Source organism: Aeromicrobium sp. (assembly GCF_050700635.1).
Classification (GTDB): Bacteria; Actinomycetota; Actinomycetes; order Propionibacteriales; family Nocardioidaceae; genus Aeromicrobium.
In genome coordinates, this window is the sequence record NZ_JBOHDT010000202.1 from 1 (window position 1) to 22,342 (window position 22,342).

At 69.0% G+C, this 22,342-nt stretch carries 22 protein-coding genes; 4 read left to right on the forward strand and 18 right to left on the reverse strand.

All coding sequences use genetic code 11. The features are described from left to right. The coding region (locus tag ACRDPN_RS15945; RefSeq protein ID WP_431449668.1) for a class F sortase at positions 1-527 on the forward strand (527 nt) is incomplete at its 5' end. On the opposite strand, the gene nusB is transcribed toward ACRDPN_RS15945, so the two are convergent. From nusB to ACRDPN_RS16015, 14 genes are all read right to left on the reverse strand, one after another. Beyond that, the gene (gene nusB / locus ACRDPN_RS15950) at positions 524-940 is read right to left on the reverse strand and encodes a transcription antitermination factor NusB (RefSeq protein WP_431449669.1); all 417 of its coding nucleotides are present in this window, start codon (positions 938-940) and stop codon (positions 524-526) included. The genes ACRDPN_RS15945 and nusB overlap by 4 nt on opposite strands. After that, entirely contained in the window at positions 940-1,503 is a 564-nt protein-coding gene (gene efp / locus ACRDPN_RS15955; RefSeq protein ID WP_431449689.1) for an elongation factor P, read from the reverse strand. Before efp ends, nusB begins: the two co-directional genes overlap by 1 nt. After that, complete coding sequence (locus ACRDPN_RS15960; protein ID WP_431449670.1) at positions 1,500-2,576, reverse strand: M24 family metallopeptidase; 1,077 nt, start codon at positions 2,574-2,576, stop codon at positions 1,500-1,502. The genes efp and ACRDPN_RS15960 overlap by 4 nt, the downstream gene beginning before the upstream one ends. Further along, complete coding sequence (gene aroB / locus ACRDPN_RS15965; protein WP_431449671.1) at positions 2,573-3,649, reverse strand: 3-dehydroquinate synthase; 1,077 nt, start codon at positions 3,647-3,649, stop codon at positions 2,573-2,575. Before aroB ends, ACRDPN_RS15960 begins: the two co-directional genes overlap by 4 nt. Further along, on the reverse strand, positions 3,646-4,167 hold the full coding sequence (locus ACRDPN_RS15970; RefSeq protein WP_431449672.1) for a shikimate kinase: 522 nt from the start codon (positions 4,165-4,167) through the stop codon (positions 3,646-3,648). Before ACRDPN_RS15970 ends, aroB begins: the two co-directional genes overlap by 4 nt. After that, positions 4,164-5,342: a chorismate synthase gene (gene aroC / locus ACRDPN_RS15975; RefSeq protein ID WP_431449673.1), complete on the reverse strand. Its 1,179-nt coding sequence runs from the start codon at positions 5,340-5,342 to the stop codon at positions 4,164-4,166. The genes ACRDPN_RS15970 and aroC overlap by 4 nt, the downstream gene beginning before the upstream one ends. Before the next feature lie 21 nt (positions 5,343-5,363). Continuing rightward, positions 5,364-6,044 carry a prepilin peptidase gene (locus ACRDPN_RS15980; RefSeq protein ID WP_431449674.1) on the reverse strand — a complete coding sequence of 227 codons (681 nt, stop codon included), beginning with the start codon at positions 6,042-6,044 and terminating at the stop codon, positions 5,364-5,366. Continuing rightward, entirely contained in the window at positions 6,041-6,862 is an 822-nt protein-coding gene (locus tag ACRDPN_RS15985; protein ID WP_431449675.1) for a shikimate dehydrogenase, read from the reverse strand. The genes ACRDPN_RS15980 and ACRDPN_RS15985 overlap by 4 nt, the downstream gene beginning before the upstream one ends. Then, positions 6,862-7,878, reverse strand: coding sequence for an endolytic transglycosylase MltG (mltG, locus tag ACRDPN_RS15990; protein WP_431449676.1), 1,017 nt, complete (start codon positions 7,876-7,878; stop codon positions 6,862-6,864). The genes ACRDPN_RS15985 and mltG overlap by 1 nt, the downstream gene beginning before the upstream one ends. A gap of 127 nt (positions 7,879-8,005) precedes the next feature. Beyond that, positions 8,006-8,452 (reverse strand): Holliday junction resolvase RuvX, encoded by a 447-nt coding sequence (gene ruvX, locus ACRDPN_RS15995; RefSeq protein ID WP_431449677.1) that lies wholly within the window; start codon positions 8,450-8,452, stop codon positions 8,006-8,008. Positions 8,453-8,454: 2 nt separating this feature from the next. Beyond that, a complete protein-coding gene (gene alaS, locus ACRDPN_RS16000; protein WP_431449678.1) occupies positions 8,455-11,121 on the reverse strand; it encodes an alanine--tRNA ligase in 2,667 nt (888 codons plus the stop codon). Continuing rightward, complete coding sequence (locus ACRDPN_RS16005) at positions 11,108-11,371, reverse strand: DUF6167 family protein (RefSeq protein WP_431449679.1); 264 nt, start codon at positions 11,369-11,371, stop codon at positions 11,108-11,110. Before ACRDPN_RS16005 ends, alaS begins: the two co-directional genes overlap by 14 nt. After that, the gene (locus ACRDPN_RS16010) at positions 11,368-11,907 is read right to left on the reverse strand and encodes a hypothetical protein (protein ID WP_431449680.1); all 540 of its coding nucleotides are present in this window, start codon (positions 11,905-11,907) and stop codon (positions 11,368-11,370) included. The genes ACRDPN_RS16005 and ACRDPN_RS16010 overlap by 4 nt, the downstream gene beginning before the upstream one ends. A gap of 12 nt (positions 11,908-11,919) precedes the next feature. After that, positions 11,920-13,323 (reverse strand): replication-associated recombination protein A, encoded by a 1,404-nt coding sequence (locus ACRDPN_RS16015; RefSeq protein WP_431449681.1) that lies wholly within the window; start codon positions 13,321-13,323, stop codon positions 11,920-11,922. Positions 13,324-13,439: 116 nt separating this feature from the next. Here ACRDPN_RS16015 and ACRDPN_RS16020 point away from each other — a divergent pair, with 116 nt between their 5' ends. Then, positions 13,440-14,930, forward strand: coding sequence for a pyridoxal phosphate-dependent decarboxylase family protein (locus tag ACRDPN_RS16020; protein WP_431449682.1), 1,491 nt, complete (start codon positions 13,440-13,442; stop codon positions 14,928-14,930). A 7-nt stretch (positions 14,931-14,937) separates the two neighbouring features. On the opposite strand, the gene aspS is transcribed toward ACRDPN_RS16020, so the two are convergent. The 3 genes from aspS to ACRDPN_RS16035 are packed head-to-tail and all read right to left on the reverse strand — an operon-like array spanning position 14,938 to position 18,724. Continuing rightward, positions 14,938-16,725, reverse strand: coding sequence for an aspartate--tRNA ligase (gene aspS, locus ACRDPN_RS16025; RefSeq protein ID WP_431449683.1), 1,788 nt, complete (start codon positions 16,723-16,725; stop codon positions 14,938-14,940). Further along, a complete protein-coding gene (gene hisS / locus ACRDPN_RS16030; RefSeq protein WP_431449684.1) occupies positions 16,722-18,032 on the reverse strand; it encodes a histidine--tRNA ligase in 1,311 nt (436 codons plus the stop codon). The genes aspS and hisS overlap by 4 nt, the downstream gene beginning before the upstream one ends. After that, the gene (locus ACRDPN_RS16035) at positions 18,029-18,724 is read right to left on the reverse strand and encodes an MBL fold metallo-hydrolase (RefSeq protein WP_431449685.1); all 696 of its coding nucleotides are present in this window, start codon (positions 18,722-18,724) and stop codon (positions 18,029-18,031) included. The genes hisS and ACRDPN_RS16035 overlap by 4 nt, the downstream gene beginning before the upstream one ends. Positions 18,725-18,806: 82 nt before the next feature. On the opposite strand from ACRDPN_RS16035, the gene ACRDPN_RS16040 reads away from it, so the two are divergent. Further along, on the forward strand, positions 18,807-20,042 hold the full coding sequence (locus tag ACRDPN_RS16040) for a DUF349 domain-containing protein (protein WP_431449686.1): 1,236 nt from the start codon (positions 18,807-18,809) through the stop codon (positions 20,040-20,042). Between the two features lie 106 nt (positions 20,043-20,148). Continuing rightward, positions 20,149-21,120 carry a hypothetical protein gene (locus ACRDPN_RS16045; RefSeq protein WP_431449687.1) on the forward strand — a complete coding sequence of 324 codons (972 nt, stop codon included), beginning with the start codon at positions 20,149-20,151 and terminating at the stop codon, positions 21,118-21,120. Positions 21,121-21,200: 80 nt separating this feature from the next. On the opposite strand, the gene ACRDPN_RS16050 is transcribed toward ACRDPN_RS16045, so the two are convergent. Further along, a partial coding sequence (locus ACRDPN_RS16050) for a RelA/SpoT family protein (protein ID WP_431449688.1) occupies positions 21,201-22,342 on the reverse strand: 1,142 nt, incomplete at its 5' end.

Sequence of the window (22,342 nt, forward strand, 5' to 3'; positions counted from 1 at the left end):
TGGCATCGGCCACTCCCACCCCGACGCCGAGTCCGACGCCGAGCCCGACGGGGCCGTGCGCCGACCAGGCCACCGAGCCGTTCACGCCGAAGCAGATCACCGTCCCGGGCATCATCCGCAACGCGAAGGTGGTCGCTCTACCCCGCGACGGCAGCAACGTGCCCGGCGTGCCGCCGACCTCGGCCAAGCAGGCCATTGCCTGGGACCGCCCGCCCGGCATCCGGCCCGGAGAGCCCAAGGGCAACATGCTGATCAACACGCACACCTGGCCGGACGGGTCCGCCCTCGGCAATGAGTTCCTTGGAAAGCTCAAGGTCGGCAACCGGATCATCGTCCGCAACGGGGACGTCGAGCTCTGCTACGAGGTCGACAAGGAGATCGAGGTGCTCGCATCGGACGGCTATCCGCCGTATTACGACAAGGAAGGCCCGCACCAGCTGGCCTTGCTCGTCTGCTCAGGCAAGCGCCTCGGCCCGGGACAGTGGACGCACCGCACGATCTGGTTCGCCTCGCCGGTTGAGGGCTAATCGCCCGGCGTGGCCGTCGCCTTCGTCTGCACGATGGCGCTCAGCAGGCCGTTGACGAAGCCAGGTGACTCGTCGGTGGACAGCTCGCGCGCGAGCTCGACCGCCTCGCTGATGGCCACCGCGTCGGGGACGTCGGCGACGCTGAGGATCTCGTAGGTGGCGATCCGCAGCAGGTTGCGGTCGACGCCCGGCATGCGGTCGAGCGTCCAGCCGCGAGCGTGCTCGGTGAGCATCGCGTCGATGCGCTCCTGGTCGGCAACAACACCCTCGACCAGCTGGACCGTGTACTCGTTGACCGGCGGGTCGTTCAGCTCACGTCGCCCGGCTAGCGAACCGCCGGGCGTGAGTCCCTGGAGCTCGGACTCGAAGAGGATGTCGAGGGCGCGCTTGCGGGACTTGGTGCGCGCGGACATCAGCTCACGCGGCCGAGGTAGCTGCCGTCGCGGGTGTCGACCTTGACCTTCTCGCCGGAGGTGATGAACAGCGGCACCTGGATCTCCTTACCGGTCTCCAGGAGGGCCGGCTTGGTGCCTCCGCTGGAGCGGTCGCCCTGCAGGCCCGGCTCGGTGTACTCGACGGTGAGCTCGACCGACGCCGGCAGCTCGATGTACAGAGGCTGTCCGTCGTTGACGGCGACCATCGCCTCGCCGTTGTCGAGCAGGTAGTGCTTCGCGTCGCCGACCACCGCGTCAGTAACGGTGATCTGGTCGTAGGTCGTGGAGTCCATGAAGACGAAACCAGACCCATCGTGAAAAAGATACTGCATGTCGCGCTTGTCGACCTGGGCGATGTCGACCTTCACGTCGGCGTTGAACGTGCGGTCGACGACCTTGCCCGACAGGACGCTCTTGAGCTTGGTGCGGACGACGGCGCCGCCCTTGCCCGGCTTGTGGTGCTGGAACCACACGACGGCCCAGAGCTGTCCGTCGAGTTTGAGAACCATGCCGTTCTTCAGGTCGTTCGTGGTGGCCATCAGGCGATCTCCAACAAGTCGGTGGTCATCGTGGTGAGCACCTCGGGGGCATCCGGGGTGACGAGCACGGTGTCTTCGATGCGCACTCCCCCACGACCCGGGAGGTATATGCCCGGCTCCATCGTCAAGGTGGTGCGACTGGCCAGTCTACCGACGTGCTTGCGGCCGATGAACGGGTCCTCGTGGATCTCCAGACCGACCCCGTGCCCGACGCCGGTCGTGAAGCGTTCGAGCCACCCCGCGTCGTCGAGTACCTTGCGTGCGACCTCGTCGGAGGCGGCCACCGGCGTACCTTCGCGAAGGGCGTCGACGCCAGCGGCCTGCGATGCCTGCACGGCGGCATGGATCTCCCGCTGCCAGTCGTCGGCAGCGCCGAGCACGACGGTGCGGGTGCAGTCGGCGTGATAGCCGTCGACGCGGGCACCGAAGTCGGCTTTCACGAGATCACCGATCTGCAGGACACGGTCGGTCGCTCGGTGGTGCGGTATCGCGGAGTTCGGGCCGGACGCGAGGATCGTCTCGAATCCGATCGCCTCCGCGCCGAGCTCGAGCATGCGCCACTCCAAGTCTCTGGCGACCTGGGTCTCGGTGCGGCCGGCCAGCGGACCGGCCAGCAGGTCCTGCAGCGCGTCGACGGAGATCTGGCAGGCCCGACGTAGCGCGTCGATCTCACCGTCGTCCTTGATCTCGCGCAGCCGTTCCACCAGGCGCGAGGCGGACACGACCGAGACGCCGGCTTCCTGGAGCGTGGCGTGCTCGTCGACGCTCATCGTGTGCGTCTCACACGCCCACGACCCCGGCATTCGCTTCGCCGCTTCGCCCAGCAGGTCACGGGTGATGAAGTGATCGAGGTCCGGCACCTCCTCGGCCGCCTGGTCGCGGTAGCGACCATCGGTGAGGAACGTGCCGGCGCCGTCGGCGCCCAGGACGAGGGCGCCGTTCGACCCCGTGAACCCGGTGAGGTATCGGACGTTGACGAGGGTGGTGACCAGCAGACCCTCGGTACCGAGGCCGTCCAGCGCGGCGACGGCGCGGCTCCGGCGGTCGACGAGCTGCTCGGCGGTCGGGGCGCTCACGCCAGTGCCTCATGGGCGTCGCGAAGCAGCTTCTCGTCGGGACCGGCGAGGACGGCCGGCCGGGCCAGCCCGTCAAGCACGACGAACCGCAGCTGGTTGCCTCGGGTCTTCTTGTCGAGTCGCATGGCGGCAAGGAGGGTGTCGAACTCGGTGTCGTCGGTGGTCGGCAGTCCGAGCGAGCTCAGGTTCGTGCGATGCCGGGCCAGCAGGTCCGCGTCGATGCGCCCGGCGCGGTGCGCGAGCTCGGCGACGAACACCATGCCGACGGAGATCGCCTCCCCGTGGCGCAGCCGGTAGTCGTGGACGCGCTCGAGTGCGTGGCCCAAGGTGTGGCCGTAGTTGAGGGCCTCCCGGCCGACCCCGCCCGAAGCCCCGGTCTCACGCAGGTCGCCGGCGACGGTCGCGGCCTTGACGGCGATCCCCTTGACGATGAGCTCCGCCATGAGCGGCGAAGCCGGATCCAGCGCGTGCTCCGGTCCGGCCTCGACGAGCTCGAGGATCGAGGGGTCGGCGATGAAGCCGCACTTCACGACTTCGGCCATCCCGCTACGCAGCTCCTCGGCCGGCAGCGTCACCAGGGCGTCGAGGTCGCACAGCACACCGGCGGGCTCGTGGAACGCGCCGACGAGATTCTTGCCGGAAGCGGTGTTGATGCCGGTCTTTCCACCAACTGCGGCGTCGACCATGCCGAGCACCGTCGTGGGCAGGTTGATGAATCGGACGCCGCGCAGCCAGCTCGCGGCAACGAAGCCGGCGAGGTCGGTGGTCGATCCCCCGCCCAGCCCGATGACGACGTCGGACCGGGTGAAGCCCGCTTCGCCTAGCGCTCCCCAGCACGTCGCCAACACGTCGGCGGACTTGGCGGCCTCGCCGTCCGGCACCTCGATGAGGATGACCTCGAGGTCGTCGACGGCACCTTGCAGATGCGTGGCCCGCTCCAGCAACGCCGGCGAGTGGATGACGGCGACACGATGGGCGTCAGATCCCACGAGTCGTCGCGCTTCATCGGTCACACCGTGGCCGATGACGACCTCGTACGGCGACGCGGTGCGCACCGTGAGCCGGGTGGTCATCGGTCGTCCTCCCGATCCTGGATGAGCGCGAGCGCCTGGTCGGCCACCTGCGACGGGTCGAGGTCGTCGGTGACGATGGTCAGGTCGGCGACCTCACGATAGAGGACCCCCCGAGCGTCCATGAGCTGCTTGAGCTGAGCCCGCACGTTGCCGAGCAGGAGCGGACGTCCTGTGCCGAGTCCGACCCGCCGGACCGCCTGGCTCAGGCCGACGTCGAGGAACAGGACACGGTGGTCGCGGAGGCGCTCACGCGTGCGTTCACTGAGCACGGCGCCGCCGCCGAGCGCGACAACGCCGTCGTGCTCGTCCAGCACTTGGGCGACGGCCCTCTCCTCGAGTGCGCGGAAGTGGGCTTCGCCGTGGTCGATGAAGACGTCCTGGATGCTGGCGCCGGCCTCAGTCTCGACGTCAGTATCGGTGTCGCGAACCGAGACACCAAGGCGACGGGCCAGCTCTTCGGCCACGGTCGACTTGCCGGCGCCGGGCGGCCCGACGATCACGACGACGGGGCGCGTCATCGATGCGCGAGATTCGCGAGGTAGCCCTCGACGTTGCGGCGGGTCTCGGGCACCGAGTCGCCTCCGAACTTCTCCAGCACGGCCTCGGCCAGCACGAGCGCCACCATGGCCTCGGCCACGATTCCGGCGGCCGGCACCGCACACACGTCGGACCGCTGGTGGTGGGCCTTCGCTTCCTCGCCGGTCTCGAGGTCGACGGTTCGCAGCGCACGCGGGACCGTGGAGATCGGCTTCATCGCCGCCCGCACACGCAGCAGCTCACCCGTGGACATGCCGCCCTCGGTTCCGCCGGAACGGCCGGACGCGCGCCTGATGCCTGAGTCCGTGGGAACGATCTCGTCGTGCGCGAGCGAGCCTCGGGTACGGGCGAGCTCGAAGCCGTCACCGACCTCGACGCCCTTGATGGCCTGGATGCCCATGAGTGCTCCGGCGAGCCGGGAGTCGAGACGGCGGTCCCAGTGGGTGTGCGAGCCGAGGCCGGGCGGGAGGCCGTCGACGACGACCTCGACGACCCCGCCGAGGGTGTCGCCGTCCTTGTGGGCGGCGTCGATCTCGGCGACCATCGCCGCACTGGTGTCGGGGTCGAAGCACCGCACCGGATCGGCGTCGAGCGCCTCGAGGTCGCTGCGCAGGGGCACCACACCCGCCGGAGCGCGAACGCTGCCGAGCCCCACAACGTGCGACACGAGGGTGGCTCCGGTGGTCTGCTCCACGAACTGCGCGGCGATCTCGCCGAGGGCGACGCGCGCGGCCGTCTCGCGGGCGCTGGCTCGCTCGAGCACCGGGCGGGCCTCGTCGAATCCGTACTTCTGCATGCCGACGAGATCGGCGTGGCCCGGCCGCGGGCGAGTGAGCGGAGCGCCTCTCTTGAGTCCGGCCAGCGTGTCGGCGTCGACCGGGTCGGCCGCCATGACCTGCTCCCACTTGGGCCACTCGCTGTTGCCGATGCGCAGGGCGATCGGGCTGCCGAGGGTGGAGCCGTGACGGATGCCGCCGACGATCTCGAGCTCGTCGGCCTCGAAGCTCATGCGCGCGCCGCGTCCGTAGCCGAGGCGTCGGCGGGCGAGCGCTGCCTGGATGTCCTTGCTGGTCACCTGCACACCCGCCGGCAGTCCTTCGAGGACGGCGACGAGTGCGGGGCCGTGTGATTCACCGGCGGTCAGCCAACGGAGCATGTCGTCGATTCTCCCACGCCGTCACATGGGCCAGAGGGAAGCACCCCAGGCCGCACCGATGATCGCGCCGACCACCAGGTAGGGCCCGAAGGCGAAGCCCTTGCTGTCCACCCAGCCCAGTCTGGAGAACGCCAGCCCGCCCACGGCGCCGAGCACGAACCCCCCGTAGGTGCCGGTCAGCGTCTCGGCGGCACCCAGTGCCCCGAGTGCCAGCCCGACGACGCCTGACAGTCGCACGTCGCCGTAGCCGAATGCGCCCCCGTCGAAGAGCTGGCCGAGCTGGTAGATCAGCCAGAACACGGCGAACACTGCCACGTTGCCGATGAGTCCCTTGGCCAGAACGCTCCAGTCATCCAGCAGGAACGCCCCGAGCGCCACGAGCGCCAGCGTCGCGACGTACATCGGGGCGACGAGCAGGAACGGCAGCAAGCGAGTCCGCCAGTCGACGTAGGCGAGCCAGGTGCCGACGCCGGCGAACAGCACCCAGACCGGAACAAGCTCGGTGGGTACCTTCCAGGCGGCCAGGCCGGCCATCGCGGCCGCTGCGCCGGCGAACCACAGGGAAAGGTACGGCACCCCCGCGAGCGTCACGTAGGCCAGCTTGTCGTCGTCGGGTTCGGGCGGCTCCGGCAGCCGCGCGAGGACGAGCGGACCGGCCGCCCCGACGAGGGCCGCCAGGGCAGCGGCGATCGCGATGATCACGGCAAAAGGGAAGCCAGTGCGGACTTGCGCAACAGGTCTGGTTCGATGCTGCTGCCGGTCATCAGCTGCACCTGGAGGGCGGCTTGATGCGCGAGCAGGTCGAGCCCGGAGACGGCGGGCAGTCCACCTTGTTCGGCCGCCGTGACGATCGGACCGGGCCACGGTTCGTAGGCGACGTCGAAGACGGCCCGCGCCGATCGGACCAGCTCCTGTAACCGGGATCGGACCGCTTCGCCCGGGACGGTCGACACCACGATGTCGACCTTCTCGAGGAACGGCTCCTCGAGCGACTGCACCGCCACGTGCGCACCGGCCGCGCGTGCCGCCTCAGCGGTCGCACTCGCCTTGGAGACCTCACGGACGACGATCTCGAGATCGGTCACGCCCGCAGTGGCCAGAGCGTGGCCGATGGACGTCGCGGTCGCCCCGCCGCCGATGATGCGTGCGGTGCGAAGATCATCGAGGCCATGCTCACGTAGTGCGGCGAGGGCGCCGGGGACGTCGGTGTTGTCGCCGGTTCCTCGGCCCTCGTCCGGTCCGAGGACGATCGTGTTCACGGCGCCCACGGCCGTGGCCACCTCGCTGCACCGATCCACCAGGTCCAGCGCGACGCGCTTGAGCGGCATCGTCAGCGAGAGGCCGCGCCAGTCGGCGTCGAGCCCCGCGAGAAAGGTCGCCAGGCCGGACTCGTCGACCTCGACCGCCTCGTAGCTCCAGTCGAGCCCGAGCTCGGCGTACGCGACACGGTGCATGACGGGCGACAGCGAGTGGGCGATCGGCGAGCCGAGGACGGCACAGTGCTTGACACCTGCGGGCATCAGCAGAGGTCCGTGCCCTTGCAGTACTCCTGCAGCTGCGCGACCGCCTTGTTGTGCTCCTTCATGTTCTCTGAGTAGACCGTCTCACCGGTCTCGAGGTTCACCGTGACGAAGTACGTCCACGAGCCCTCAGCCGGCTCGAGCGCCGCCTCGATGGTCTTCTCCCCCGGCGAACCGATCGGACCCGGAGGCAGGCCGACGTTCTTGTATGTGTTGTACGCCGACGGGTTGTCGCGCTCCTCGGGCGTGGTGAAGACGTCGCCCTCACGCTTGCTGACGTAGGCGACGGTCGAGTCGAGCTGAAGCGGCTGGTCCGCCTTGATCCGGTTGTAGAGGACCCGTGCCACCTTGGGGAAGTCTTCGTCCTTCTGGGCCTCTCGTTCCAAGAGACTGGCCACGGTCAGTACCTCGGCGCCGCTGAGCCCGAGCTCCTGGGCACGGCTGTTGACGTCGAGGGACTTCGAGACGTCGATCGTCTTCGCGACCATCTGCCGGAGAAGATCCTTCGCGGACATGCCTGGCTGCACGATGTACGTGGCCGGGAACAGATAGCCCTCAGGATTGGACTCAGCGTCCTGCGGGAGGCCGAGCTCATTCGGCTTCTTCAAGGCGGAAGAAACGTCCTTCTCGGAGATCTCGCTGCCCTTGGCAATGAGCGGGACAATGTCGTCGATCCGCGCGCCCTCGGGGATGGTGACCCGTCCCTCGACACGGTTCTTCTTGTCCACCAACGCGTCGAGCGCGGCCTTGGCAGACATCTTCTTGCGGAGCTGGTAGAAGCCGAACTGGATGGACTGGGCCCGGGGGTCGTTCAAGGACACCTGGTAGAACGCCTCCGCGCTCTTGACCACACCAGCCTCCTTCAGGACGTTGGCGATCTGCTGTCCGTTCGCGCCGTTCGCCACCTCGACGACCACCTTGCCGGTTCCTTGTCCGCTGTAGTCGGCAGGACCGCCGAACATCGCCGCGACCTTCGTGAACCCGAACACCACCGCCGCCAGGACGAGCAGCAGCACGAACGTGCGGAGCAGGCGACGAGCGCGGGATGGACCGCGGCGGACCGCCCTGCGTCGACCCGAGGGACCACGGCGTGATCCACCGCCACCTGTCCTCGTGTCGGTTCCGCTGTGGCTCATCCCGTCCTCACCAGATCTCGCCCGGGGCGGTCCCGCGCGTGCGCTCGGCGTCCAGGGCTGCCTGGAGGATCACGGTGGCCGCAGCCTGATCGATGATCTCGCGCTTGCCGGCGCCGGACCGGCCGCTCGCTCTCAGCTGACCGTCCGCAGTCATCGTAGACATGCGTTCGTCGAACAGCCGAACGGGCACGGGGACGATGGCGTCGCGCAAGCCGGTTGCGAACGCTCGGATCTTGGCGGCCGCCGGGCCCTCCCGACCCGACAGCGACAACGGAAGGCCCACGACGCACTCGAGCGCCTCGAGCTCGGCGACGATGGCCGCAAGTCGCGCGAAGGCGTCCGGACCTGCGGAAACGGTCTCCAGCGGCGTGGCGAGCAGACCCTCGGGGTCGCTCACGGCGACGCCGATGCGAACGTCGCCCACGTCGACACCCACCCGACGACCGCGTCGCACGGTCAGCGCGATCCGGCCGCGAGTCGGGCCTGTACGGCCGTGAGGGCCGCCTCGATGCCATCGATGTCGGTGCCACCGCCCTGGGCGATGTCGGCCTTGCCGCCTCCGCGTCCGCCGAGATGCTGTCCGACCAGCATGATCAATTCATTCGCGGCTATGCCCAAGTCCTGGGCCGCCTGGTTGACGGCCACCACCGCTGACGGCTTGCCTCCCCCGGTGCCGATGACCACGACCACGGCCGGCCGGTCCTTCAGACGTCCGCGGACATCGAGCGCGATCGAGCGGACGTCCGCACCGCCGACTCCTTCGGCCCGGTGGCCCACGAACGCGACGCCATCGACATCGACGGCCTGGTCGGCGAGGTCGGCGGCCGCGCCGACGAGCTCGGCCGACCTGAGTCGCTCCAGCTCCTTCTCGGTGGTGCGCAGGCGGTCGACGAGCTTCTGGACCTGGGCTGGGACGTCGGTGGGACTGGCCTTCAGCATGGTGCTGAGCTGGTGGACGAGGTCGCGCTCCCGCGCGAGGTAACGGAAGCCCTCGAGGCCCACGACGGCCTCGATGCGCCGGTTGCCCGCGCCCACCGAGCTGTCGGAGGTGAGAACGACGGTGCCGATCTGCGACGAGCGTTCGACGTGCGTGCCGCCGCACAGCTCGCGTGACCACGGACCGCCGATCTCGACCACGCGGACGTCCTCGCCGTACGTCTCGCCGAACAGGGCCAGCGCGCCGATCTCCTTGGCACGGTCGAGTGGCATGACGGCGGCCGAGACGGGGAGGTCCTCGCGGAGTGCCCGGTTGGACACCTCCTCGACGTCGTGGAACTGCTCGGGCGACAAGCCTCCGGTCCAGCCGAAGTCGAGCCGCAGGTATCCCGGTCGGTTGTACGACCCCGACTGCAGGGCGGTGGGGCCCAGCACCTCGCGCAGCGCGGCGTGGACGACGTGCGTGCCGGAGTGCGCCTGGCGGGCTCCGAGGCGCCACTCGGGATCGACCTGGGCTTCTACGCCAGCGTCGAGCGTGAGCTCGCCTTCGAGCACTCGGACCTGGTGGACGACGAGGCCGCGAACCGGACGCTGGACGTCGAGCACCTCGGCGCTGCCACCGTCCCAGGTGATCGCGCCGGCGTCGGCGTTTTGGCCGCCGGACTCGGCGTAGAAGGGTGTGCGGTCGAGCACCACCTCGCCGATCGTGCCGGCGGTGAGAACGGGCGTCGCCGCGCCCTCGGCAAGCAGTCCCAGCACGCGCGACTCGGTGGTCAACGTCGTGTACGCCTGCCAGTCGGTGGGTCCGTGGGTGTCGAGCGTCGCCCGGTAGACGGTGGTGTCGGCGTGGTGGCCCTTCTTGGACTTCGCGTCGGCCTTCGCCCGGGCCCGTTGCTCGGCCATCAAGGCACGGAAGCCGTCCTCGTCGACGCTGAGCCCCTGCTCGGAGGCCATCTCCAGCGTCAGGTCGATCGGGAACCCGTACGTGTCGTGCAGGGCGAAGGCCCGATCCGCCGATACCTCGGTGCCGCCGTGCTGCAGAGTGCTCGCCGCGGCGAGGTCGAAGATCTGGGTGCCCTTGTCGAGGGTCTGGCGGAACGCCTCCTCCTCGGCGTACGCGACCTGCGAGATGCGGGCGAAGTCGCGCTCCAGCTCCGGGTAGGACGCCTTCATGCGATCGAGGCTCACCGGCAGCAGCTCGGGCAGAGCCGGGTCGTCGAAGCCGAGCAGCCGCATCGAGCGGACCGCGCGACGCAGCAGCCGTCGCAGGACGTAGCCCCGGGACTCGTTGCCGGGGGTGACGCCGTCGCCGATGAGCATCAGGGCGCTGCGGACATGGTCGGCGACCACGCGGAAGCGCACGTCGTCGCCGTGATCGGCACCGTATCGACGACCGCTGAGCTCCGATGCCCGCTCGATGACCGGGAAGACCTCGTCGATGTCGTACAGGTTGTGCTTGTCCTGCATCAGGTACGCGACGCGCTCCAGACCCATGCCCGTGTCGATGTTCTTGCTGGGCAGTGGCGCGACGAGGTCGAAGTCGTCCTTGGCGCGGACGTTGGTGATCTCCTCCTGCATGAACACGAGGTTCCAGATCTCCAGGAAGCGGTCCTCGTCGACGATCGGCCCGCCGTCGGGGCCGAACTCCGCACCGCGGTCGATGTAGATCTCGCTGCACGGGCCACCGGGACCGGGGACGCCCATGTGCCAGTAGTTGTCGAGCAGTCCGCGGCTCTGGATGCGCTCGTCGGGCAGACCGACGACCCGCTTCCAGATCTCCCGCGCCTCGTCGTCTCCTTCGAGCACAGTGACCCACACCGAGTCCGGCTCGAACCCGTAGCCGCCGTCGTCGAGCGACCCGGTGACGAGGTTCCAGGCGTGCTCGATCGCGCCTTCCTTGAAGTAGTCGCCGAAGGAGAAGTTGCCGCTCATCTGGAAGAACGTGCCGTGTCGCGTGGTCTTGCCGACCTCCTCGATGTCGAGGGTGCGCACGCACTTCTGGACGCTCACCGCACGGTCGAACGGGGGCGTCTCCTGCTGCAGGAAGTAGGGCTTGAACGGCACCATGCCGGCGTTGACGAACAACAGGTTGGGGTCGTCGAACAGCAGCGGAGCCGATGGCACGACCGTGTGGCCGGCGTCCTCGAAGTGCGCGAGAAAGCGCCGGCGGATCTCAGCGGTCTCCATCAGGGACGTCACTCTCGGTCGATGCTGTCGGTGTGATCGGGGCGGCGTCGAGGCGGACGGCGATCTCGTGCTCGTACCGGGTCATCCCGTCGCGCAGCTCGCCGGAGAACTCCCGCCAGCCGAGCCCGAGGGCCGCGGCCTGGTCGACGAGGCCGGGCATCGACAACCGGTAGGCAGCCCGCCGCGCCTTGGCGGTGGCGTAGACGCCCGCGGCGGTTCCGGCGACGAACCAGACGGTGCGGCCCCTCATGAGTCCACCCTCGTCGACGAGTGTGACTGGGCCGAGTGTGATTGGGCGGGGAGCTCGCCGATCCACGACTCCCCCATCCATGAGTCCGCCGACGCCGGGCGCGCGGTGCGGACGGCTCGACGCCCTGCCGACAGCCGTTCGCGGCGGCGGCGGCGGAACTCACGACGCATCAGCGCCGTGATGCGGTCGCGACTCTCGGGACGCAGGGCGTACGTGATCCCGTGGGCGAGGATCGCCAGCCGAACGTGCGGGCGACTCATCGCGGCGTTGACGACCTGCTGACCCGAGGGGGGCACCACGACTCGACCTTCGACCCGGCGCGGAACCAGCTCCTGGACGACATCATCGTCGTCGATTGGCACCAGGACGGCCTGGCGCGGAAGGCGTTCGGGAGCCACGGCAGGCGCGGCGGACTCTCGCACGGCGCTCTCGACCTCAGTGGTCCGGCGAGCCGAGCGGATCGTCACGATGGCGGCCACCAGCGCCATCAACGCGAACAGGGACGTGACGACGAGCAGGACGAGATCGGTGGGCACGGTATGAGGTTACTAGCCGTGAACGGCCGGATCGTCTGGCCGTGCGTGATCAGCGAGGATCGCCCGGATGCGATCGAGCCGTTCGGCGATCGCCGCCTCGGCACCGTGCTCGCCCGGTTGGTAGTAGACGGCACCGTCGACGTCGTCGGGTGCGTACTGCTGACCGACCACGCCACGAGGGTCGCTGTGGGAGTACAGGTAGTCGTGTCCGTGTCCGAGCTTCTTGGCCCCGGAGTAGTGGGCATCCCGAAGGGCGGGCGGCACCGCACCGGCCTTGCCGGCCCGGACGTCGGCCTCGGCCGCATCGATGGCCCGAGTGACCGCGTTCGACTTCGGTGCGGTGGCGAGCGCGATGACCGCCTGCGCGAGCGTGAGCCTGGCTTCCGGGAATCCGATCAGGGCGACTGCCTGAGCAGCAGCGACAGCAGTGGGCAACGCTGTCGGGTCGGCCAGCCCGATGTCCTCGCTGGCCAGGATCATCAGCCGTCGTGCGATGAAGCGCGGGTCCTCCCCCGCCTCGATCATGCGGGCCAGGTAATGCAGCCCCGCGTCAACGTCCGAGCCACGGATCGACTTGATGAAGGCACTGATGACGTCGTAGTGCTGATCGCCCTGCCGGTCGTAGCGGACGGCCGCCCGGTCGACCGCGAGGGCCGCGTCCTCGACGGTGACTTCGTGACGGTCCTGAGCCAGCGCAGCACCGGCCGCCGCCTCGAGATAGGTGAGCACCCGGCGTCCGTCTCCTCCGGCCAGCCGCACCAGATGGTCCGTCGCCGCGGGCGTGAGCGTGACCTCGCCACCCAACCCGCGCTCCTCCGTGAGCGCGCGATCGAGCAGCACGGCGACGTCGTCGTCGGAGAGCGACCCCAGCGTGAGCAGCAGCGATCGGCTCAGCAGCGGCGAGATGACGCTGAAGTGCGGGTTCTCCGTGCTGGCGCCGACGAGCGAGACCCAGCGGTTCTCGACGCCTGGCAGCAGGGCGTCCTGCTGGGTCTTGCTGAACCGGTGCACCTCGTCGACGAACAGCACCGTCTCGACGCCGCTCTGTGCCAACGCCCGGCGGGCGCCCGCGATGACGTCACGCACCTCCTTGACGCCGGCAGAGACCGCGGAGATCTCGACGAACCGGCGATTCGTGTGCCGGCTGATGAGCGACGCGATCGTGGTCTTGCCGGTGCCAGGAGGACCCCACAGCAGCAGCGTGAGCGGTTGGTCGCCGTCAATGACCTGCCGCAACGGCGACCCCGGTGCGAGCAGGTGCTCCTGGCCCACGAGCTCGTCGAGCGTGCGGGGCCTCATGCGCACGGCCAGCGGTGCGGAGGCGTGGTCATTGCCCGCGAGGCTGCCTCCGGCGGGCCGCGTCGTGGGTGGGGGCACAGGCGCGTCCGGGAGGTCGAACAGCCCGTCAGTGCTCATGGTTCGACCCTAGTTCCCTTAGGTGACGCGGCGACGGACAGACATGTCAGGAAGTCGGTGCTCGCTGTCCATGGCTCCCCTGTGAGGCGCCGGAGCGGTCGTGGAGACTGACGCTCATGAGCATCGACGGCGCAGGTCAGGACACATTCACCGACGACTCGGCGTTCCCCACTGGTCGCGGATCCTTCGATCCCGCCGAGCGCGCCACGGCGGACGTGTGGGCGCACGTGGCCGGTGTGCTCGAGCGACAGCGCCTGCTGGCGGGTCGACGGCCCGTGAGCAGACCGGTCGACCTGGAGCAGCTGCGCACGACGATCGGCGCCTACCGGTTCGAGGTCCCGGTCCAGCCCGGCACCGTCATCGACGATGTGGTGGCGCTACTCGACGACGGCACCGTGCACACCACCGACCCGCGCTACTTCGGGTTGTTCAACCCGACGCCGACGCTGATGGGCGTCGTCGGTGACACCCTCGCGGCCGCCGTCAACCCTCAGCTGGCGGCGTGGTCGCATGCACCCGCGGCCGTGGAGATCGAGGCACACCTGGTGCGTTTTCTCGGGCAGCGTCTCGGGTACCCGCCCGACGAGGTGGCGGGCTCCTTCACCTCCGGTGGTGCGGAAGCGAACATGACCGGGGTGCTGCTCGCGTTGACGAGGACGTTCCCGGAGTACGGCACATCCGGTGTCCGGGCACTGCGAGGCGAGCCGGTGTTGTACGCCTCGGCCGAGTCGCATCTGGCCTGGCTGAAGATCGCCCATGCCACCGGCCTCGGGCGCGACGCCGTGCGGCTGGTCCCGGTCCAACCAGACCTCCGGATGGATCTCACCCGCCTGCGCGACCTGATCACATCGGATCGTCAGGCCGGTCGGTTGCCGTTCCTCGTCATCGGCACGGCAGGCACAACGGGAGCGGGTGTGATCGACCCGTTGCCGGAGCTCGCCGAGATGTGCACCGAGCTTGACCTGCGATTCCACGTGGACGCGGCGTACGGTGGCGCGGCCGCGCTCTCGGACCGGCTCGCCCCGGCTCTGGCCGGAATCGAGCGGGCGGACTCGGTCACCATCGATGCCCACAAGTGGCTGTCGGTTCCGATGGGCGCCGGCGCCCTGCTGTGCACCGACCGGGACGGCCTTGCCGAGACCTTCCGAGTCACGACCTCATACATGCCGGACGAGGTCTTCGGCGCCGTCGACCCGTACACGTCCAGCCAGCAGTGGTCCCGGCGGTTCATCGGGCTGAAGTTTTTCCTGAGCCTGGCGGTGGCCGGCCAGGGCGGCTACGCGGAACAGATCGACCACGACGTGGCTCTCGCCGAGCTCATACGGCAGCAGCTCCTTGCGGCCGGTTGGCGAATCGTCAACGACACGCCGCTCCCGGTGGTGTGCTTCGCCGACCAGGCGGCCGATGACCTTCCGGCCGACGAGGCCTGGCAGCACCACAGCGGACTCGCGGCGCGCGTCGTGGCAGGTGGCCAGGCTTGGATCAGCCCCGTGCGCGTGGGCCGGCACTCGGCGCTACGCGCGTGCGTGATCAGCCATCGCACGACTGCAGCCGATATCGAGCAGCTTCTGACTGCCGTGGACTCCGCCCGAGCTGTCGGCGTCTGAGCCGTGGCTACTCGTTCGCGGCCGGTGCGTCCGAACCCGCCGCCGGCCGTTCGGCCACCGGGTCGACGCCGGCCTCCTTGCGCTGCTCCGGCGTGATCGGGGCCGGTGCCGCCGTGAGCGGGTCGTAGCCGCCGCCGGACTTTGGAAACGCGATGACCTCGCGGATCGAGTCGGCGCCGCTCAGCAGGGCGCAGATGCGGTCCCAGCCGAACGCAATACCGCCGTGCGGCGGGGCGCCGTACTTGAACGCGTCGAGCAGGAAGCCAAACTTCTCCTGGGCCTCCTCCTCGCCGAGGCCCATGATCGCGAACACCCGCTTCTGCACGTCCTCGCGATGGATACGGATGGAGCCGCCACCGATCTCGTTGCCGTTGCACACGATGTCGTAGGCCCAGGCCAGCGCGTTGCCGGGATCGGTGTCGAACGTGTCGAGATCCTTCGGTGACGTGAACGCATGGTGCACTGCCGTCCAAGCGCCGGTTCCCACGGCGACCTCCCCGGCGGCGGCCGCCTCCGAGGCGGGCTCGAACAGCGGGGCGTCGACCACCCAGAGGAAGCTCCAGGCGGACTCGTCGATCAGGTCGCAGCGGCGGCCGATCTCGAGCCGGGCGGCGCCGAGCAGCGCGCGCGTCGACTTGACCGCGCCGGCGCCGAAGAAGACGCAGTCGCCAGGCTGCGCGCCGACATGGGCGGCCAGGCCGGAGCGCTCGTCATCGGTGAGGTTCTTCGCCACCGGTCCGCCGAGCTCGCCGTCGTCCTGCACGAGCACGTACGCGAGACCCTTGGCCCCGCGCTGCTTGGCCCACTCTTGCCATGCGTCGAGCTGCCGGCGCGGCTGGGAGGCGCCGCCGGGCATCACGACGGCCCCGACGTAGTCGGCCTGGAACACGCGGAACGGCGTGTTCTCGAAGTACTCGGTGCACTCGACGAGCTCCTGACCCATGCGCAGGTCCGGCTTGTCGGTGCCGAAGCGTCGCATGGCTTCGGCGTACGTCAGGCGCTCGAAGGGTGTGGGGATCTCGACGTCGATGAGCCGCCACAGCGCTGCGACGATCTCCTCGCTCAGGACAAGGACGTCGTCCTGCTCGACGAAGCTCATCTCGACGTCGAGCTGGGTGAACTCCGGCTGGCGGTCGGCGCGGAAGTCCTCGTCGCGGTAGCAGCGCGCGATCTGGTAGTACCGCTCCATCCCGGCGACCATGAGCAGCTGCTTGAACAGCTGCGGACTCTGCGGCAGGGCGTACCAGCTGCCCGGACGCAGCCGGGCCGGCACGAGGAAGTCACGGGCACCCTCAGGCGTCGACCGGGTGAGGGTCGGCGTCTCGATCTCGACGAAGTCGTGCGCATCGAGCACGTCCCGGGCGGCCCGGTTGACCCGGCTGCGCAGCCGGATGGCCGCAGCCGGCTCGGTGCGACGCAGGTCGAGGTAACGGTGCTTGAGCCGCGCCTCCTCGCCCACGTCAAGGTGATCGTCGATGGGGAACGGCAGAGCGGCCGCCGCGCTGAGGATCTCGACGTCGTCGGCGATCACCTCGACGTCGCCGGTCGGGATGCCGGGATTCTCGTTGCCGTCGGGACGCTTCTCGACGGTGCCAGTGACCTTCAGGCAGAACTCCGAGCGCAGCTGGTGGGCGACCTCCTCGCGCACCACCACCTGGACGACGCCGGAGGCCTCGCGCAGGTCGATGAAGGCGACCCCGCCGTGGTCGCGTCGACGCGCCACCCATCCGGCGAGGGTGACCCGGTCGCCGACGTTCTCGGCGCGCAGGCTTCCGGCGTCGTGGGTGCGGATCACAGGTGCTGCTCCTTGATTTGGGGCTTCAGGTCGTCGGCCGGGGGGTTCCATGCGTCCGGGTCGGCGCCGACCTGCTCGCCGGAACGAATGTCCTTCACCTCGTGGGACTCCCCCGGGAACCAGACGTAGGGGATGCCGCGTCGCTCGGCGTAACGGATCTGCTTGCCGAACTTCTGGGCGCTCGCTGCGACCTCGGTGGGGATGCCACGAGCCCGAAGACGGGAGGCCACGTCGGCGCTCTCGGAGCGCGAGTCCTCGTCGACGAGTGCAACGAGGACGGATGACGGCACCGATCGGTCGCTCGTGAGCCCGTCGGCCAGCAGCGGGATGATCAGCCGCGAGACGCCCAGGGAGATGCCAACGCCCGGGTAGGTGCTGCGCCCGTCGGTCGCGAGCCGGTCGTAGCGTCCGCCCGAGCAGATGGACCCGAGCTGCTCGTAGCCGGCCATCCGTGTCTCGAAGACGGTGCCCGTGTAGTAGTCGAGTCCGCGGGCGATGCGCAGGTCGGCGACCACGGTGACGCCTTCGGTCGAGTGAGCCGCGCCCACCACCTGGGCCAGCTCGTCGAGCCCGGCGTCGAGCAGCTCGTGGGAGACGCCCATCGCGCGGACGCGCTCGACGAACGAGGTGTCAGCGGTCGAGATCTGGGCCAAGTTGACGCATTCGGCCGCCTGGAACCCGGTGAGCCCCAGATCGGTGAGCTGGAGCGCAACGGCGTCCGTCGACAGCTTGTCGAGCTTGTCGATGACCTGCATGACCGCCGGCGGGTCGGCGACGCCGAGGCCGAGGTAGAAGCCTTCCAGGATCTTGCGGTTGCTGACCTGGAGCGTGAGGTGCGGCACTGGCAGATCGCCGAGCGCCTCGGCCATGACCTGGGCGATCTCGACGTCGAAGTGGAACGCCAGCTCGTCCTTGGCGACGACGTCGATGTCTGCCTGGGTGAACTCGCGGAACCGACCCTGCTGGGGGCGCTCGCCCCGCCAGACCTTCTGGATCTGATAGCGCCGGAACGGGAACTCGAGTCGGCCGGCGTTCTCCAGCACGTACCGCGCGAACGGGACGGTGAGGTCGTAGTGCAGGCCGAGCCCGACGTCGCTCTCCTGATCCTCGGCCTGCAGACGCCGCAGCACGTAGACCTCGTTGTCGATCTCACCCTTGCGCAGCAGGGTGTCGGTGGTCTCGACCGCACGTGTCTCGACGTTGGCGAAGCCGTGCAGCTCGAAGACCCGACGCAGGTGGTCGAGCACGTGCAGCTCGACGTGACGTTCCGCCGGCAGCAGCTCGGGGAACCCGCTCAGCTTCGTCATGTCGTGAGCTCCGCGAGAAAGGGATTGGTCGCGCGCTCACGGCCGATAGACGTCTGCGGGCCGTGGCCGGGCAGCACGACGACGTCGTCGGCGAGCGGCAGGACGCGGTCGCGGAGGCTGTCGAGCATCTGCGGGTGCGATCCGCCGGTGAGGTCGGTGCGGCCGATCGAGCCGGCGAACAGGAAGTCGCCGGAGAACATCAGCTCGGAGACGTCTTCCGTCCCGTCGTAAGCGATGCGATAGACGACCGTTCCCGGGGTGTGGCCGGGGACGTGGTCGACGGTGAACGTGAGCCCGTCGACCTCGATGGCGGCGCCGTCGACGGCGTCGCGGACGTCGCCGGGTTCGGCGAACTCGGGAACGTCGGTCATGCCGAGCTGCATGCGGAGCATCGCTGCCGACTCGCCCGAGATGGCGGCCATCGGGTCAGAGAGGAGGTGCCGGTCGGCGGGGTGGATCCACACCTCGCACCCGTACTCGCGGACGACGTCCTGCACGCACCACATGTGGTCGAAGTGACCGTGCGTGACGAGCACCGCCGCCGGCGTCAGGTTGTGCTCGCGCACCACCGCGTGCACGCCGTCCATGGCGTCCATTCCCGGGTCGACGAGCACGCATCCGGTGCCCGGTGCGCGCGAGACCACGTAGCAGTTGGCCTGCAGCGGACCGGCCGGGAAGGAGGTGAGGAGCACGACCGACAGGGTACGCGAGAGCGCCCTGCCCTCCGAACGTCCCCGTCGTCCCAGAAATGACGAGCCTCCTAGACTGATGGGCATGACTTCCGCCGCCGAGCACCCGTGGGGCCGTGTCGACGCCGACGGAACGGTCTACGTCCGCACCGCCGACGGTGAGCGCGTCATAGGCCAGTGGCCGGGTGGCGATCCCCAGGAAGCCATGGCGTTGTACGTCATTCGGTACGAGGGCCTCGAGGTCGAGGTCGACCTCCTCGAGAAGCGACTCACCGGCGGCACTCTCAGCCCGGACGACGCCGCGAAGGCCGTCACCACTGTGCGTGAGCAGGTCAGCGGCGCGCAGGCCCTCGGCGACCTCGACTCGCTGCTGAAGCGCCTCGACGCCCTCGCACCGGTCATCGAGAAGCAGCGCGAGGAGCGCAAGGCCGCCCGCGCCGTGAAGGCGGCCGAGGCCCTCACCGCCAAGACCCGCATCGCCGACGACGCCGAGAAGATCGCCGCCGGATCGGACTGGCGCGGCGGCGCCGACAAGCTGCGCGCGTTGCTCGACGAGTGGAAGTCGTTGGCACGCCTCGACCGCAAGACCGACGACGAGCTGTGGCACCGGTTCAGCTCGGCGCGCACCGCGTACACCCGACATCGCAAGGCACACTTCGCCGAGCAGAACACCCAGCGCGAAGCCGCGCAGTCGGTCAAGGAGAAGCTCATCGCCGAGGCTGAGGACTTGTCGTCCTCGACCGACTGGGGTCCGACGTCCGGAAAGTACCGCGACCTCATGTCGCGGTGGAAGGCCGCCGGCTCAGCTCCACGTAACGTCGAGGACAAGCTCTGGAAGCGCTTCCGGGCAGCTCAGGACGTCTTCTTCACCGCCCGCGACGAGGCGAACGCCGCACTCGACAAGGAGTACGAGGAGAACGCCGTCGTCAAGGAGGCGATCCTCGTCGAGGCCGAGAAGCTGCTGCCGATCAAGGACCTCGAGGCGGCCCGTCGCGCCTGGCACGACATCGCCGACCGCTGGGAGGCGGCCGGCAAGGTCCCCCGCGGTCGCGTCAAGGAGATGGAAGGACGGCTCCGCAAGGTCGATCAGGCCGTCCGCGCGGCGAGCGAGCAGGAGTGGCAGCGCACTGACCCGGAGAAGTCGGCTCGCGCCGACGACATGGTCGCCAAGCTCGAGAGCGCCATCGAGGACCTCCGCGCCGATCTCGCCAAAGCCCAGTCCACTGGTGACAAGAAGAAGGTCGCCGAGCTCGAGGAGACTCTCGCCTCCCGCGAGTCGTTCCTCGCCATGGCCCAAAAGGCGTCCTCCGACTACTCCTGACCCACGCACCCCCCGGTCACGAGAGAGAAACTCCCCCGCCGCGAGAGAGAAATGCACCGGCGGCGAGAGAGAAGTTTTCCTGTGACGAGAGAGAACTTCCCGACCTGTGGACGACTATGTCGACTCCGGCGGCCTGCGCCGGTTCGCTGATCCGGTGCACGACCTCATCCACGACGGACAGCCCTTCACGACGATCACCGCCCGTGCATTCGGCTGGTCCCCGAAGCAGCTCGGCCACCTGGTGGTAACTGGCAGCATTCGTCGCCTCTTCCGGGGTGTCTACATCGACGCGCGTTCAGTGGACTCGCGTGCTTTACGTCTCGCGGCAATCTCCTTGGTTCGCCCACCAGGGGCCATCGCCTGCAACGAGACCGCAGCCTGGCTGCACGGCGTGGACGCTTTCAAGCCCAGCGACCGCTTCCTCTTGGTGCCCAGCTTCGTCGTGCCACACAGCACGACGCGGCTCACTGTTCCCGGAGCACGCTGTCGTCAGGCGATCCTCGAGGCCGGCGACATCACCTCGATTGATGGCACCTACGCAACAACCCCGCTACGAACGGCGTCGGACTTGCTGCGCCGGCTCTATCGGCCATATGCACTTGCCGCTGCTGATGCCTTCGTACGAGCCGGCCTCATTGACCTCTACGAGCTTCGGCGGTTCATTGCGAGACTCAAGGGATACCCCGGCATCGTGCAGGCTCGATCATTGGCGGGGCTGGTTGACGGCCGGGCTCAGACACCGGGCGAGAGCTGGCAGCGCCTGCGCATCCACGACGCCGGATTTCCCGCGCCCACCCTTCAGTTCGAGGTTGTCGACCATCACGGGTCTCGCTTCTTTCTCGATCTTGCGTACCCAGAGATCCTCTTGGGCTCGGAATACGACGGGCGGGAGTTCCACACCGACCGTCGCGACCGGGCCCACGACGAGGAACGACGCGCGCATCTCACCGACCTGTACGGGTGGCGCTGGGAGAATGCGGACCGTCAGCGTCTATTCGGGCCGGACGCGTCGTACGAGATGAATTTGGGCAAGTTGCTCGGCATCGAACCGCGTCCTCGTTCCTGGGGGTACGGGTGATGGGAGACCGAGACAGTTTCTCACTCGCGAGCGGTGCGCTTCTCACTCGCGAGCGGCGCGCTTCTCTCTCGCGAGCGGTGCTATTGGGTGAGGCGGTAGACGTCGAAGACGCCGTCGATGGTGCGGACGGCCGAGAGCACGTGGCCGAGGTGCTTGGCGTCGGCCATCTCGAAGGTGAATTTCGACTTCGCCACGCGGTCGCGTCCGGTGTTCAGCGAAGCCGACAAGATGTTGACGTGCTGGTCGGAGATGACCCGGGTGATGTCGCTCAGCAGGCGCGGACGGTCGAGAGCCTCGACCTGGACGGCGACCAGGAACGTGCTCTTGGCCGTCGGCGCCCAGTTCACTGCGACCAGCCGCTCGGGCTCGTTCCGCAGGGCCGCGAGGTTCACGCAGTCGCTGCGGTGCACCGAGACGCCGGACCCACGCGTGACGAATCCCTGGATGTCGTCACCTGGCACCGGCGTGCAACAGCGGGCCAGCTTGACCAACAGGTCGCCGTCGACACCCTCGACCACCACGCCGGCATCGCCGAAGGTGGGCCGACGACGGCCGACGCCGGGCATCGACGTCGCCTCGGCGAGGTCCTCCTCGGCCCCCTCACGTCCGCCGGCGATGCCGATGACCCGCTCGACGACGTTCTGCGCACCGACGTTGCCCTCCCCCACGGCCGCGTAGAGCGCGGACACGTCGGCGAGGTGGAGGTCCTTCGCGACTGCGTCGAGCGTCTCGTGGTTGAACAGGCGGTGCAGCGGCAGGTTCTCCTTGCGCATCTGCCTGGCGATGAGGTCACGTCCGCGCTCGATGGCCTCTTCGCGGCGCTCCTTGGTGAACCACTGCTTGATCTTGTTGCGCGCACGCGGACTCTTGACGAACTCGAGCCAGTCGCGACTCGGGCCCGCATTGGGCGCCTTGGAGGTGAAGATCTCGACGACGTCGCCGGTCTTCAGCTCCGATTCCAGCGAGACGAGGCGACCGTTCACGCGGGCACCGATGCAGGCGTGACCCACCTCGGTGTGCACGGCATACGCGAAGTCGACCGGGGTCGCCTCCGCGGGCAGCTGCATGACGTCGCCCCTCGGGGTGTACGCGTAGACGCCGGCGTTGTTCATCTCGAAGCGCAGCGAGTCGAGGAAGTCGACCGAGTCCTCGGTCTCGGACTGCCAGTCGATCAGCTCGCGCAGCCAGGCCATGTCCTGGCCGCTCGGCGCTTTGCCATCGC